Here is a 14,217-nt window from a genome sequence, read left to right on the forward strand (position 1 = left end):
ACCAACCCCGTCATTTCTTTTCCTCCCAGTATCTTTGCCAGAGGTCGAGCCTGGGTTTCAGCGTATCGGCTCCGAACGTCGCGCCGCGATTGGTGAAGTCGAAGACCCTGCCGACGGATGGGTCGTGGTGAGGCCATCTTGGCCATGAGCCGCCATTGGGGTCACCGCTCGTTGCAAATTGAACCCAGTAGGCACTCGCCAATGTGGCCATGGCCCAGTCGGCAGGTGTAACCTTGTCTTTCACCAGGGCGTTTGGGATGTTGAGCGTATAGGGAATTTCGAAGCCGTGCAGAGTGCCTTTCCATGTCGGATCGTTGCGGAGAGCCTCGGCGACATAGGAGAAACGATACCACCACGTCAGTTGACCCGCGCGGATCATCTCGTCAGCGAGATGGCGAGACGGTTCGACAAGCGTTTTGTCGGCCAGAACCTGCTGCGTCAACTCATCGAGGGCCTCTTGGCCTGTGGGATCATAGAGCGTCCGGGCTTCGGCCGCATGGTTGCCGAGCAGGGCGAAGAGATCGTCTTTCGTCGCGGCCTCACCGATACCGAGATCACGACTATTTGCCCCGACGATGACCGGAACCGGCGCTTGACGGCCTGCCGCAAAAGCCGCTTCCGGCGTTTCGAGCAAAAACCGTCCGTCAAGAATCGAGCCGGAGATGCCGATGACCGGCTTGCCTGTCGACATTCCCGCCATCACCTCTGGTGCCGATGCGCCTTCGGTCAGTTTTTCCGCAGGCAGCGCCCGAAGGGCCTTGAGAGCGTCGGCATCGCGACCATTGATGCCAAGAGAAGCCGCATAGTCCAAGGCGGTTTTCTCTGCTTCTTTCAACGGTGACAAGGGAGTGCTCTGCGCACGCGCGGTCGGGAGACCCGGTGACTGGAGAATGGCGCCGCGGAAAAGCCCCCGTGATAACGGCGATATCATGTGCGCCATCACCGAGCCGCCACCGGCCGACTCGCCGAAGATCGTCACTTTCTTCGGATCGCCGCCGAAGGCTTCGATATTTTGCTGGACCCATTTCAAGGCTGCAAGCTGATCCATGTAGCCATAGTTGCCGACGGGCTCGTCGGGGGATTCCTTTATCAGCGCCGGATGGGCAAAATAGCCGAGCCGCCCCATGCGGTAGTTCATGCTGACGAACACGACTCTGCGGGCGGCCAGCTGACTACCGGGATATTGAGGGGTGTTTCCATGAACAAGAGCGCCGCCGTAAATCCAGACCATCACCGGGAGCGGTGTTTTGGAGCGCTTGGCGGGTGTCCAGACATTGAGCGTCAAACAATCCTCCGACTTCGGCAGGTCGTCGGTCTGCATGCAGGACGGACCGAAATCGCGGGCATCCCTGGTCCCGCTCCAGGGCTTCATCGGTCGGGGATTTCGCCATCTCAGATCACCGACCGGTGGCGCCGCATAAGGAATGCCTTTGAAGCTGACGACTGAGCCCGACCTCTCACCCTTCAGCGTTCCGCTGTCGATTGTAACGGTGTCGTCCGCCGCACCCAAGCGTGGCGCGAAAGTCATCTGACAGGATGCGACCGCGAAAAAGAGCAGAAACTTGTGACTGCGTTTCACAAACACTGCACCCTCCAACCGCCAGGTTCAGGGTAAAATACTCCGATAGAGCGGCATCGAACAGCGTCCATCCGACGTCGACCAAAGTCCGGAAGCGGCAGGCATCGTCGGTATCGCCTTCAGCCCTGAAGGCTCGCGCCACGCTTCATTCGCCGATACCCCCGACAAGCTCCCATATATCGACCTTCTCGGCCCGTCCCTTGATCTGCACCAGGCCGAGCGGGCGAAGCTCGAAGCGATCGGCCACAGTGTCGTGTATGGCTGCACTCACCAGGATCGAGGTGTTGAAGTCCTTGTTCAATCCTTCCAGGCGTGAGGCGACATTGATCGTATCGCCCATGGCCGTGTACTGCTGACGCGAGATTGCGCCGAAGCTGCCGACGACCGCCGGGCCGGTGTGCAAGCCAAAGCGGGTGAAGAGTTCGGGGCGGCCGTTCAAGCGATTGGCTTCGTTCAGGCCGTCCACCGCCGCTTTCATGGCAAGCGCGCATCGGCAGCCGTTTTCGGCATGTCCGGCATCTGGAACAGGGGCGTTCCACATGACGAAAATGGAATCGCCGAGATATTGCACGACGGTGCCGCCATGGCGCTCGGCGATGGTGTTCAGGAGTTCGAAATAGGCCGACAGCGTATCGACCACATCCTCGGGTGAGTTGAGCTCGGAGATGGTGGTGAAGTCTCTGATGTCGGTGAACAGCACCGTCACATCCTGCCGCTTCGCCTTGACGAGCGTTCTTGCCTCGGGATCGATGATCCGCCGGACGACTTCACGCGGGACATAGAGGGCAAACTGGCTGATGGCATGACGGCTGGCCGCCAGCGCGCTCGCCAGCGTGTTGATCTCCGATATCCAGGAATGCGACATGGGCTTTTCGCCGATGTCGAGATCGCCGATCCTGCGCGCCTCGTCGGCGAGACGATAGAGGGAGCGGCTGACCATGCGCGACAGCAGCACCGATGCGGCGACACCTGCTATCACGAAGGCGCTGGCGATGAGGAGATTGTGCAGGAGCAGCCGATTGGCCTCGGCCACCAGGTCCTCCAGCGGCACGACGATTGCGGCCACGCTTCCCTGGAACAGGCCGGAGACGCTGACGGGGGCGAGCTGCACCAGATGGCTTTCGCCATCGAAATCGACCCGCGCCAGGCCGCCGGCGGCAAAGGCCGGATCCTGCCGCAACCTCGCCACGGTTTTAAGGCTCGCGTCGAAGCTGTTTGCACTCGCGGCAAAGCCCCCCGATGTCCTCGACCACAATCCGATGATCCTGTTCATGATATCGGGGTCGGAATGGGCGACGAGATCACCGCTGCCATCGATGATGTAAGCACGGGCATGCGGCGAAATCTCGCGCGTGTCCAGCAGGCGGCTGATGGTCTGCAGGTGAATGTTGATGCCGACGACCACCTGACCATCGTTCCGCATCGGCGCGGCGATCGTCAGCGTCGGAACATTGAGCGTGCCGGTGATATAGGGGCCGACGGAGACAGGCAAACCGTCCTGGACGACGGATTGATACCACGGGCGTTGCCGAGGATCGAAGGATGCAACTTCGACGTCGCGCTCGCCGATCTCTCTTGCCTGGCTGTCGAGAAAGCGAAGCGTCGAGATGACGTCGGCGCTCTGTCTCCCGGCGATCGTCCGGATCGCGAAAGCCGTGCCATCCGGGGTTGCGAGGGTCCGGCGGACATCCTGCCTTTCGGTGTTGATGGCCTGCAGGTATGAGCCGTCGGGATAGCCGGTGTAGATGCTCGTCGCGTTGGGGACGTTTCGCAGGACCTCCAGAAAGAATTGCTGTTTCGCGTCGATATCCCGAGGCGGCGGGGAGGCAAGCTGCGGCAGGGTCGATGCGAGTGCGACCGCCTCGATGCCTCCCTGCAGCGTATTGCGATATCCCTCGATCAGCCGCAGGCTCATCTCGCGCATCTGCTTGGCGCCGGCGCTGACCGCTGCATCGCTTCCGTGGCTGAATGCCATCCAGATGATCGGCGTCGACGTGCACAGCAGCGATGCGACGACCAGGACGCCGAGATGCAGTCTTAAGGGTTTGGACCAGCCCACGAGATTTTCCTCGAATGCTCTCCTGCCTTGCCGGGCAGGAACGAGCACTCCCAACGATTTCAAGCTAACCGCTTTTTGAAAGCTTGCACAAGGCGGCGAAGTCAGTGCCGAAAACGATTGGGATCAGCGGGGTTGCGCGGGCGGTGTCAGCGCTTGAATTCGGGCTCGCTGCGATCGAGCGCGCGCTTGACCGACTCCAGATGCAGCCGGGCCGATTCCGGGTCGCCTTCGCGCATCTGCCGATACGCCGCTTGCGCAATCTCCGGCGCGACGGGAAGGACCTGGCGCCCGGTCGAGAGCGCAAGCGTCTGCACTTCGCAGGCGCGCTCGAGATAATAGAGGTCGTCCCAGGCCTCGGCGATATTGGGTGCGCAGACCATCACCCCGTGATGCTTCATGAAGACGATGTCGGCATCGCCGATCGCAGCCGCGATCCGGTCGCCCTCGCGCGCGTCGAGCGCCAGGCCGTTATAGTTGCGGTCGACGGCCGTGCGCCCGTAGAATTTCAAGGCGGTCTGCCCGGCAAAGATCAGCGGATCGCCCTCCGTCATCGAGAGGGCGGTGGTATAAGGCATATGGGTGTGGAACGCCGCCCTGGCACGGGGAACGTTCTTGTGAATCCGGGCGTGGATGTAAAAGGCGGTGGCCTCGGGCTGGCCGCTGCCCGACACGACGTTGCCGTGAAAATCGCAGATCAGCAGCATCGAGGCCGTCAGCTCGGCAAACGCGTAGCCGTAAGGGTTGACGATGAACAGGTCGTCGTAACCGGGAACGACGGCCGAGAAGTGGTTGCAGATCCCTTCCTCCATGCCGAGTCGCGCCGCCATCCGGAAACAGGCTGCAAGATCGACGCGAGCCTGCCAGATGTCATCCGTATCGAGTTTCGGCTGATTGGGGCCGCCGGCAGGCGATGGGGCTGTGTTGAGGGAGTGCGCCATGGGGTCGTCTCGGATTGGTGTCGGAAGGAGAGGGGCTGTGTTCTGGATTACGCCCGGATTGGTCTGGCATCAAGCCGGCTGGGAGCAAAGATGGTTCGCTTCATATCCAGTGGCAGGGCGGGCATATTTTCATTCAGCCAATTCGCGCATGACCTTGATCAGCTCCGACTTGCCTTCGAAGCCGATGCCCGGCAGCTCGGGCATCAGGATATGGCCATCGACCACCTCGACGCCATCGGGGAAGCCGCCATAGGGCTGGAACAGATCGGGATAGCTTTCGTTGCCGCCGAGGCCGAGCCCGGCGGCAATGTTGAGCGACATCTGGTGGCCGCCATGCGGGATGCAGCGCGACGGCGACCAGCCGAACTGACGCAGCACGTCTAGCGTTCGCAAATATTCGACCAGGCCGTAGGAAAGGGCGCAGTCGAACTGCAGGTAATCGCGGTCCGGCCGCATGCCGCCGTAACGCAGCAGGTTGCGGGCATCCTGATGGGAGAACAGGTTTTCGCCGGTCGCCATCGGTGCGTCGTAAAATTCCGAGATGGCGGCCAGCAAAGCGTAGTCCAGCGGATCGCCGATCTCCTCGTACCAGAACAGCGGATAGTCGCGCAGCATCTTGGCATAGGCGATGCCGGTCTCGAGATCGAAGCGCCCGTTGGCGTCGACCGCAAGCTGCGCCTGCGAACCGATCTCCTCCAGCACGGCTTCGATGCGGCCCCGGTCCTCGTCGATCGACGCACCGCCGATCTTCATCTTGACGACGGTATAGCCGCGGTCGAGATAGCTCCGCATCTCCGCCCGCAGAGCGCTGTTGTCCTTGCCGGGGTAGTAGTATCCGCCGGCGGCATAGACGAAGACCTTCGGGTTGGCCTCCCGGCCTTTCATCTCGGCGAGAAGACGAAACAGCGGCTTGCCCTCGATCTTGGCCACCGCGTCCCAGACCGCCATGTCGATGGTGCCGACGGCGACCGAGCGCTCGCCGTGGCCGCCGGGCTTCTCGTTGGTCATCATCCTCGCCCAGACCCTGTGCGGATCGAGATTGCTGCCGGCGTCGTTCATCAGGCTTTCCGGCGCCGCTTCGAGGATGCGGTCCCTGAAGCGCTCGCGGATCAAGCCGCCCTGGCCGTAGCGGCCGTTGGAGTTGAAGCCATATCCGACGACGCGGCGCCCATCCCTGACGACATCGGTGACGACGGCAACCAGGCTGGCGGTCATCTTGCTGAAATCGATAAAGGCGTTGCGGATCGGCGAAGCGATCGGCTTCGTGACCTCGCAGATGTCCATGATGCGCATGACGGGCTCCATTCCCTTCGCCGAAGGCGGCTGATGCCGATGGTTTCATTTTGATGTGCGGCGGTCGGCGCGTCCAATGCCGATGCGGGTTCTATCAGTGCCGTTTCGGCATCATCACTTTGCGCAAACAGGCAGAGAACCGCAAAGAAACATTGATTTGTCAGGCGCTATACCGTCTTTTCAGTGTTTACATGGCACTACAACCGTCAAAGGAAACCGTCCGTGGAGACCGCATGGCTCGCCGACCTCCAGGCTCTTGCCGAAACGCTGAACTTCTCGAGAGCGGCGGAAAGGCGCAACATCACCCAGCCCGCCTTCGGACGTCGCATCAAGGCGCTGGAAGAATGGTGCGGGTGGGAATTGGTCGATCGCTCGACACACCGGCTGAAGCTGACGCCGGCGGGAGAGCTGATGCTGGAGGCGGCGAGCGATATTGCCGCAAGGCTTGAACGCGCCGCCCGCGATCTCGCGCAGATCAAGGCGGCGACATCGACCGTCACCTTCGCGGCCACCCACGCGCTCTCCTTCATCTTTTTCCCCTCCTGGATTCAAGGGTTGGGGCACAGCGCCGCCGCCATGCCCATCCGGCTGCTCTCGGACAATATGAACGAATGCGAGAAGATCATGCTGGAAGGGCGGGCCCAGTTCCTGCTGTGTCATTACCAGGAACACAGCGGCATCCGGCTGGACATGCAAAATTATCGCCATGTCGTGCTCGATGCCGACCGGCTCGTCCCGGTCTGCGCCCGAAAGAAGGACGGAGAGCCGCTTTACAGCCTCACCGGCGCGACGGGCGTTCCGCTTCTCGCCTTCGAAGAAAAGTCCGGCATGGGGCGCATCCTGGCCGCAAACCTTTCCCAGCGCATGCAGTCGCTGCGTCTCGACACGGTGTTCACCTCACACCTCGCCATGGCGCTGAAGGCGCTGGCGATCGAGGCAAAGGGCGTTGCCTGGATTCCGCTGAGCCTTGCAAGCGACGAGACAGGCCCCGGCGGCCGGCTCGCCTTCGCCGGGTCTGAGGAGTGGGCCGTCGATGTGCAGATCGTCCTGATGAGGCCGCGGGCGCGCATGACCGAAATCGCCGAGAGCTTCTGGACCCTGGTGTGCACCAGGGATTGACCTGACGGCGCATGGTGCAATGATCCGTGTGGATCAGCAACGAGAGGTTGGCATGTCGATCGCTACCTTGCCCGCGCCACCCCATTACGTCGTCTGCTTCTCATCGCAACGAACCGAGGTCGAAGACGGCTATGGCGACGTCGGCGCTGCGATGGTGGAGCTGGCGAAGCAGCAACCCGGCTTCCTGGGTTTCGAAAGCGCCCGCCGTGCCGACGGTTTCGGCATCATCAACTCTTATTGGCGGGACGAGGAAAGCATCCGGGCCTGGAAAGCGGTTATCGATCACGTCGAGGCGCAACGCCGGGGCCGGACTGACTGGTATAGGCGCTATGAAATCCGCGTCGCCCTCGTTCAAAGAGCCTATGGATTCGAAGCGGATGCCGCCAAGCTGCGATGATCCTTGCCCTGCCATCGGCCGCTGGTATGGATCCCAGGCTCGAGGCCTGGGATGACGGAGGGTGGGGGCGCGAAGGGGCCTGTTGACTGTATTGCCAACACAGGGTTGTATCGAGTGTCGACGCAGGAGGCACGGGCGCGGATGAACTTCGTGAGGCTTATTGGATTATTAGGTTCGATGGCATGGATTGTTTACGGGCCGTGGGCCAATGCCGGCTCCTTGGGTGATGCGACTTTTAAGAACATCCCAATTGGCCAAGCAGCGAAGTTGTCGGATCTATCGTCCTTTGATGCTCAGGCGGTTTGCCTGCTTCAGCCTTACCAAGACCGACTGTCTTCCAAAGACGCGTTCGCCGCCAGAGTGAACATGTATCTCGTCGCGAACAACTACGTTGCGGATGAGGGCCATTTTGCATTCGTGCTCGTTGGGAAGGAAACAATCGAGTTCGCCCCGTTCAAACGGTCCCAAAAGCTTGACGTCTTGGCAAGGCACGAGATTTCCTCATCGGCCGAGGAGATGTTGCCGAAGGGTTTTGCGCCGCACGACTGCGCCAGCGGTCAATCTGCAGGCTTTGTGAAGATCGGACTGCGCGCAAGAACCTATGTCGTGCTTGGTGAACTGCCCTAGGCACGCAATCGCTGACGCGATCCGGTATTTTGATCCGATGGGGATGTGACTGAGATGGCCGGCGAGGATCTCCGCGGGAGGCGGGTCGGGGGGCAGGGTCTCGACTTCACCCTGCGTCTTCCTCGGGCTTGAGCCGAGGATCCAAGCTGGGCTCCATCAGCCACGGGCATTGTACCGGAAGGTAGCTCATAGGAACGAGGCGGCTATGCAGATCGGGGCCATCTGGTTGCCCAGGATCATAGAAGATGCCGTTATCGGCATCATAGAGGATGAAGTGGTCTCCTTCGACATGGACTACCGCTACCCCGCAAACATCGTCCCAGCTCCGCCAGTCCGCCAGCCCAACGCGCTCAGGACGTCGCGCAGTTCTTTCCATGTTGTGTAATGATTGGTCTGAACGCCCCAATCGATCATGCTGGCAATTTGGTCGTAGGGTTTGCCCGTCAACATCTGCAAGACGAAAACGCCGCAGCCATCATTCCTTGGACATTGCGTAACAAATTCGAAGCGGACCTTATCGGCTGCGGGTTGTGTCAATGTTCAGTTCCTGCGGTTAGGTGTCGGACGGCGCCTTGAGTATCGACTCCCATGACACCCACGTAGCTGGTTGCTTCGAATTGCCTTCCTTGGACATTCAACTAAACGTTTGACGGGGCGGTCTCGATGCTGTTGGCAAGTGACTTTAGAGCGTGCTGCCAAATTGCGGCTGCACTTTCTGGCGGCGGCGTGGATGTGACGTCCAAGACCAGGGTGTTTGGATGCTTCGGATCAAAAACCTTGTCTCGCCGGCTTCTCTCCCTGGAGGCTTGCGCATCGGTCGCTTTCAGATCGTTGCGGCGCGCGGGCATGGAGATACGACGTGCCAGCTCATCTTCGTCGCAGAGCAGTCTCACGGGCACCAGGACAGCCCCGCATTGCCGAGCGGCATCGGCGAACTGCTGGTAGGTGCGAAGACTGCGCTGATCACCATCCCGGCCCGCATGCGTGAAGATGAAGTTGGCGGAAAGGGTGGTGTATTCGGCAATTGCATCCAACACGGTTTGCCGAATTCGTCCCGTATAATCCCATATTCCTTCAGGAAGGTGGCCCGTTCCATCATCGTCCAGGAGACGCAGAACCGGGTTGTTGAACCAGTGATTGTCGATGACTTTCGCCGAGGACAGGCTTTGCAACTCCCTTGCGATCGTCAGTTTTCCAACGCCCGGAAAACCGATCAGCAAAATAAAGATGCGCATCATCCTATGCCTTCAGATGCCGAGGGATCACGTGGGGCGCAGAATAGGCGATATACCGAATGCTGCAATGAGCACTTATGGCGCAGTGCTGAAGAGTCCGCCTTTCCCAATGGTGAGCAGAGACTGACGCCGGCCCCTGCCTTGCTTTCTCTCGCATCGGAACTACGGTGCCGACAGGGTTGAGGGCGTTGATTGGGGGAGTAGTCGCGTGCGTTTCTTTGCAGCTTTGGTGGTTGCGGTCCTCCTGAGCGGCGAGGCGCGTGCTGTGTGCCCTCTCGACGACACCTTGAAGCTCTGCGTGTTGAATGGTCGAAGCCTGGCTGCCCTGCACAGTGGTGCCGACCGCGGCGATTGGGCGGTTGAAGCGCTTTCTTCCCCGGTCAACCCAATCTCGGAGCCTCGAACCGGCAGTGAGTTTTACACGATGCCGAGTGGGTTACGGTTCGCATTGCATTATCAGGAATACCGAAACCTCTTCTCTGCCTCCTGCACGATCGATATATTCCCAGCCGTGGCAAAGGCTGGCCCGGAAAACTGGCGTTGTTCGAATGCTGAACTTGAAGCCTTCGAAGCTGGGCTCTCCGCTGCCTCATTGGGTTCAATAACGAAAGAGCAGAGGCCAAAGAGCGGCACAGCCTATTTGATGGAAAGCCCAAGCGCCTGGATGACAGTGGTGGTCGCAGATGGCGGCACGCAGAAAGGCCTGTTGAATGCATGGGTCGAGACGTCAGTCCTCAAGCGGCCGTAGGGTATGCCGTGGGAGTAGAAGGCCCAAAGGCGACCATGAGAAACCGTAGCAAACCGCGCTTGGGAAAACACAGCGCCGACACTCCAGCGGTCGACGCGTTCACACGCAATGCACTTGCATCAGATCAGACCTGGCTGCCGGATATGATGGCTGACGGAAAGCCACCCCTTACCGCTGAAGCCTATGTAGAGGGCTATCTCGCGAGTCCTGGCGAATGGTATTGGTCGACGATCTTGCTGCACGATCCGAAAGAGATCGTGCTGAAGCGGGTTCTCGCCATTGTCGATCAAGCCGAATTGCCCGGCCACGAGCAAGCGCTCGGCCAGTTGGGCGCCGGTCCGCTCGAAGACATGATGTCGGATGAATTGCTGGATCATCTACAACATCGGCTGCCGTTCACGCCTGCCATGCGATATGCGCTCAGCCAGGTTCGAATGTCCGGCGAACCTCCTGTCTTGCAACAGCGTCTCAATGCCATGTTTTTACGGTAGCGCCTCGACGATAGCGCGCATGGATCCGAGGCGCGAGGCCTGGGGTGGATGCTACAGCAGACAGACTTCCGGCTTTAGTTCGTCAGGTAGGTTTGAAGGAATGTGCGAACGCTGCGGATGGATTTTCCTGCGGCGTCCGGATTGTATTTTTCGATGTGACCCAACACCCTTTTTCCCACCTTGAACTCCGGGGCGTCAAAATCATGGTAGGTGCCCTTGTAGATATTGAGCTCGATGGGTGGGCTATCGTCACTCATCTTGGCAAGCCTCTTCCGGCATCGCTCGGCCGGGCTCCAATTGTCTCGATCGCCGGTTAAAATCAAGATCGGCACCGTCGCATCGACCTGCGTTGCCGCACAGAGGGGATAGTAGGCAACCGCCGCGGTGAATTTGCGGTCCATCAGCTGTTCGTTGCCTTCGATTTTCGTTCCCTCCAGCGTCGCCGTGCCGCCAGTTGAAAAGCCCATCAAGGCAACGCGCCTGATATCGACAAAGCTTTGTTTCGATAAAAAATTCAAAGCGCCGTAGGCGTCGAAGACACGATCGGGGAGATGGCTTTGACACGGATCGCTGATATTGCGGGTGGTGAAGCTATCGACAACGAGCACGACGTAGCCCCATGAGACCAGTCGTTTCGGCCAAAGCTCCTTGATGCTCAGACGCATACCCTCGCATCCATGCAGGACGACGACCGCCGGGAAAGGGCCATCACCGCCGGGGCGGGACAGATATCCCCGCAGGGGCGTACCTTGCGGTTGCGAAAGAATTTCTCCCTGTTCTCGCGCCTTGCTTATTCGAAAGGGGCTTAGCTTGACGGGCGCGCTTTCGAAGTGAACCAGTTCGTCGGCATCAGCCGGGTTTGCGGCGAACGTGACGCCGAGAAAAGCGGCAAGGCAAAGAAAAAGTCTCGTGGTTTTCACTGAGCTTCTCCAACGTTGGATCAGCAGCCTGCAGATTATACGCCGGACCTGAAGGCGCGCAAAGCGGGTGGCGTTCGGCTGCCGATTGGGTTGGATTGGCTGGATTAAATTACCGCGCGTGGCGGCCAGAAGCGCTTGATCACCCCCTGGCAGGTCGTTTATGACTACCGTAAATTCAGGCTGCGAGATTTGAATCCAGGGGGATGTCCACCAAATCGGCAACGCTCTCCTGTCGTATGCGCCTGGCTAAGGCTTGCGGACCGGTCATTTTTGAAGTCCGGACAGCTTCCTCAGATCATCGTTGATCCTGCTCTGCCATCCTCTTCCGCCTGACCGGTAGTGTGCGATCACATCAGGATCGAGCCGGATGCTGATGGTCTGCTTCGTCTGTTCGAGCGTCGGTCGGCCTCTGCCTCTGCGTATCTCGTCGACATGGTCGAAAAACGCATCCGGAAGGATCTCTACCGCCGGCCGGGTCGATGCAAGCTCCTCATCGGTGAGTTCGGGACCATCGACTGCATCCCAATCCTCTTTCGAGTAGCCATGGCCGGGCTGAAATTCCTTCTTGACGGGATATTTAGCGGTCACGAAAGCACCTTGCTTTCCTTGTTGCTGGCTGGGCGAAAGCTGATGAGCGAAACGGCCTCGCTGCCAAGCAGCGCATAGACGACGACGGCGGTTCCGTCCTCAATAGCCGATGGCGTTGAAGCGGCCGCCGTGGCTGGCGTAATCACTGCATCTTCCAGTCGAAGAAATACACGTCTCCGAAATCGAGGCCAAGCTTCTGAAGATTGGCGATCCTCTTTGCTTCGTCCCAGGTGATTTTCACCACTTGTAAGTACATTAATTCGCGACGTCATGCAAATATGCGTACATACAAAAATAAATTCAGTTGGACGCTGTGCAACCCAAATTTGCTCCCAAGCGACGGAGCGATCCCTGCGCGAAATATCGCGCGGGATGGCACCACTTCACGCCGCATCAAGATAAAGCTCCCCTCTTTAAGGAGAACAGCAATGTTCGCCTCGATTGCTCCGGCCTCGCGGGCCGCCGTGGTGACGCCGAACGATACCGCCATCGTCGGTGCGCGTGCGCTTGATATCGGCACGGCGGGCGACGTTGCCATTGCGTCGTGGCGCTGACCGGGACCACGGCATCCAATATCGTCGCGCTTTTTTAGAGAATTCGGCGGCAGCGCCTCATGGGAAGACCGATCAAGTTCAGCCAGGCGATCGCCGAGAAGATCTGCGAGCGCATCGCCGACAGAGAAAGCCTGCGGTCGATCTGCCGTGACGAGGACATGCCGGCGAAATCGACCGTGCTGTCCTGGCTGGCGGACGAGGAGAAGGCGGCGTTTCGGGCACGCTACGCCCTGGCGCGCGAGCTCCTGGCCGACGATTTCGTCGACGAGATGGTCGAGATCGCCGACGATCGCAGCAATGACTGGATCGAGAAGAAGAATGCCGCCGGCGAGACCACCGGCTGGCAGGAGAATGGCGAGGCGATACGGCGGTCGCAGCTGCGCATCGCCACCCGCCAATGGGTCGCCGAGACGCTGAAGCCGAAGAAATATGGGGCCAAGGTCGAGCTCGATCATGGCGTGACCGGAACATGTCGAAGGGATATCGATGGCGATGGCTGTCTTGCGCGGCACGGCCGCGCCTTGACGGGCTAGAACGTGGTTTCTTGTACTAGCCACCAGACGGGAAAAAATGCCAGTGAGATAGCAGCCAGCCAGACCGAGGCGAACTTGATCAGATACAGTCGTCTCGCTTTGGCTTCGTTCCACTCGTAGTACATCGCCAACTCCAAACTTTAGGCGTCGCTACTGAAACACCGCTCCAGCGATGAGTCGAGTGCGGAACTGCAACACTTGGCAACGGCTCGCTTCGGCGCGCGTTTTTCTTTTCCATCACGATCTGGAGCTTCCCATGCAACTCGTCTCCGACTGGAAGCGGGTGCTTCGCCATGCCCGCTCCGTCCAGTTATGGGCGGCGGCATTCCGGCGTCAAGATCGTTGCCTTCCGCTGCTCGGCCGCACTGTCTCCACCCGCATAGTCCCGCTGACATCAGTCGGCACCGTTGGCCACCGCAACGATCGCCTCCGGCATCAATGGGTTGGCGACGGGGCAGACGGTTTCGATCTCCGGCGCCACGCAGACAGAATGTAACGGCAATGTGATCATCACGGTCACCGGGCCGAACAGTTTCACTTACAATTTCGCGGGATCTGCCACCATGCCGGCAACAGGCACGGTCAGCGCCAACGACCTCTATCTCCGGGCGGAGTATCAAAACTTTTCGGCCAACAATACGTGGCCGGCAGATGGCACGGATGCTTCCGGCAAATGGCGCCTTCGTAGCGACATTCTCGCGAAAACGAATGCTTGCTGCGACGAGGCGATCGACACCTACGCGGCATGGGTTTCCGGCTTCCGGGATGGCGTCTGGCCGGGCATGCTGGAGCTGCCGAGCACCGTGGTGACGGTGCAGTCGGGAACGGACGGGGTTGTGACCTACACGACGATCGAAGTGGCGGATGCCAGCATTTTCGCGCCGGAGCAGGAGATCAACACCTATGCCGGGCCGGATGGCATTGCCCGCCTGTCGACCACCTCGATCGGGAGCATCTCCGGCAATGCGATTACCATCTCGATCCCGCGCGCCACGGTGCTACCGGTCGGCTCCATCGTGCGCCCGAGCGTCACGCCGGATGGCGTTCATCCCTACGGCGCTGTGATCGACGGTGTCGCCAATGGCATTCCCCAGTCCGAAAAGCTGAAATTTTATCCCTAGGTGAGCACCGAGAGC

16 protein-coding genes and 1 pseudogene are annotated in these 14,217 nt (G+C 60.0%); 8 read left to right on the forward strand and 9 right to left on the reverse strand.

Annotation, left to right across the window (positions count from 1 at the left end; translation table 11 throughout):
- Window positions 1-10 precede the first annotated feature (10 nt).
- From FHX10_RS26050 to FHX10_RS26065, 4 genes are all read right to left on the reverse strand, one after another.
- Window positions 11-1,585 (reverse strand): carboxylesterase/lipase family protein, encoded by a 1,575-nt coding sequence (locus FHX10_RS26050; protein ID WP_168333905.1) that lies wholly within the window; start codon window positions 1,583-1,585, stop codon window positions 11-13.
- A gap of 139 nt (window positions 1,586-1,724) precedes the next feature.
- Window positions 1,725-3,638, reverse strand: coding sequence for an adenylate/guanylate cyclase domain-containing protein (locus FHX10_RS26055; RefSeq protein WP_183909260.1), 1,914 nt, complete (start codon window positions 3,636-3,638; stop codon window positions 1,725-1,727).
- Between the two features lie 146 nt (window positions 3,639-3,784).
- Window positions 3,785-4,576: an aldolase gene (locus FHX10_RS26060; protein ID WP_183909262.1), complete on the reverse strand. Its 792-nt coding sequence runs from the start codon at window positions 4,574-4,576 to the stop codon at window positions 3,785-3,787.
- Window positions 4,577-4,705: 129 nt separating this feature from the next.
- On the reverse strand, window positions 4,706-5,869 hold the full coding sequence (locus FHX10_RS26065) for a mandelate racemase/muconate lactonizing enzyme family protein (RefSeq protein ID WP_184390582.1): 1,164 nt from the start codon (window positions 5,867-5,869) through the stop codon (window positions 4,706-4,708).
- Between the two features lie 222 nt (window positions 5,870-6,091).
- On the opposite strand from FHX10_RS26065, the gene FHX10_RS26070 reads away from it, so the two are divergent.
- From FHX10_RS26070 to FHX10_RS26080, 3 genes are all read left to right on the forward strand, one after another.
- Window positions 6,092-6,988, forward strand: a complete 897-nt coding sequence (locus FHX10_RS26070; RefSeq protein ID WP_184390585.1) for a LysR family transcriptional regulator — start codon at window positions 6,092-6,094, stop codon at window positions 6,986-6,988.
- 52 nt (window positions 6,989-7,040) lie between these two features.
- Window positions 7,041-7,385 (forward strand): antibiotic biosynthesis monooxygenase family protein, encoded by a 345-nt coding sequence (locus tag FHX10_RS26075; protein ID WP_183909268.1) that lies wholly within the window; start codon window positions 7,041-7,043, stop codon window positions 7,383-7,385.
- A gap of 141 nt (window positions 7,386-7,526) precedes the next feature.
- Window positions 7,527-8,012, forward strand: a complete 486-nt coding sequence (locus tag FHX10_RS26080) for a hypothetical protein (RefSeq protein WP_183909269.1) — start codon at window positions 7,527-7,529, stop codon at window positions 8,010-8,012.
- Window positions 8,013-8,312: 300 nt separating this feature from the next.
- Here FHX10_RS26080 and FHX10_RS35275 read toward each other — a convergent pair whose 3' ends face one another.
- Together FHX10_RS35275 and FHX10_RS26090 are read right to left on the reverse strand one after the other, a co-directional pair.
- Complete coding sequence (locus FHX10_RS35275; RefSeq protein WP_246781260.1) at window positions 8,313-8,549, reverse strand: hypothetical protein; 237 nt, start codon at window positions 8,547-8,549, stop codon at window positions 8,313-8,315.
- 101 nt (window positions 8,550-8,650) lie between these two features.
- Window positions 8,651-9,247 (reverse strand): AAA family ATPase, encoded by a 597-nt coding sequence (locus FHX10_RS26090; protein ID WP_183909377.1) that lies wholly within the window; start codon window positions 9,245-9,247, stop codon window positions 8,651-8,653.
- A 208-nt stretch (window positions 9,248-9,455) separates the two neighbouring features.
- Between FHX10_RS26090 and FHX10_RS35280 the strand changes: the two genes are divergently transcribed.
- Entirely contained in the window at window positions 9,456-9,995 is a 540-nt protein-coding gene (locus FHX10_RS35280) for a hypothetical protein (protein WP_312862915.1), read from the forward strand.
- A gap of 35 nt (window positions 9,996-10,030) precedes the next feature.
- Window positions 10,031-10,486, forward strand: coding sequence for a hypothetical protein (locus tag FHX10_RS26100; RefSeq protein ID WP_183909271.1), 456 nt, complete (start codon window positions 10,031-10,033; stop codon window positions 10,484-10,486).
- Between the two features lie 74 nt (window positions 10,487-10,560).
- On the opposite strand, the gene FHX10_RS26105 is transcribed toward FHX10_RS26100, so the two are convergent.
- The 3 genes from FHX10_RS26105 to FHX10_RS35285 all read right to left on the reverse strand — a co-directional run bounded on the left by FHX10_RS26105 (window position 10,561) and on the right by FHX10_RS35285 (window position 12,140).
- Complete coding sequence (locus FHX10_RS26105) at window positions 10,561-11,406, reverse strand: dienelactone hydrolase family protein (RefSeq protein WP_183909273.1); 846 nt, start codon at window positions 11,404-11,406, stop codon at window positions 10,561-10,563.
- Between the two features lie 264 nt (window positions 11,407-11,670).
- Entirely contained in the window at window positions 11,671-11,994 is a 324-nt protein-coding gene (locus tag FHX10_RS26110; protein ID WP_183909275.1) for a BrnA antitoxin family protein, read from the reverse strand.
- Window positions 11,991-12,140, reverse strand: coding sequence for a hypothetical protein (locus FHX10_RS35285; protein ID WP_245433267.1), 150 nt, complete (start codon window positions 12,138-12,140; stop codon window positions 11,991-11,993). The genes FHX10_RS26110 and FHX10_RS35285 overlap by 4 nt, the downstream gene beginning before the upstream one ends.
- Before the next feature lie 282 nt (window positions 12,141-12,422).
- On the opposite strand from FHX10_RS35285, the gene FHX10_RS35500 reads away from it, so the two are divergent.
- The 3 genes and pseudogenes from FHX10_RS35500 to FHX10_RS26125 form a co-directional block, all read left to right on the forward strand.
- The gene (locus FHX10_RS35500) at window positions 12,423-12,548 is read left to right on the forward strand and encodes a hypothetical protein (RefSeq protein ID WP_280952222.1); all 126 of its coding nucleotides are present in this window, start codon (window positions 12,423-12,425) and stop codon (window positions 12,546-12,548) included.
- 59 nt (window positions 12,549-12,607) lie between these two features.
- Window positions 12,608-13,081, forward strand: a complete 474-nt coding sequence (locus FHX10_RS26120; protein ID WP_245433265.1) for a terminase small subunit protein — start codon at window positions 12,608-12,610, stop codon at window positions 13,079-13,081.
- A 323-nt stretch (window positions 13,082-13,404) separates the two neighbouring features.
- Window positions 13,405-14,202, forward strand: a pseudogene (locus FHX10_RS26125) (hypothetical protein); the annotation flags it as partial.
- Between the last annotated feature and the right edge of the window lie 15 nt (window positions 14,203-14,217).

The sequence above is a fragment of the Rhizobium sp. BK591 genome, assembly GCF_014195045.1.
Taxonomy (GTDB): domain Bacteria; phylum Pseudomonadota; class Alphaproteobacteria; order Rhizobiales; family Rhizobiaceae; genus Rhizobium; species Rhizobium anhuiense.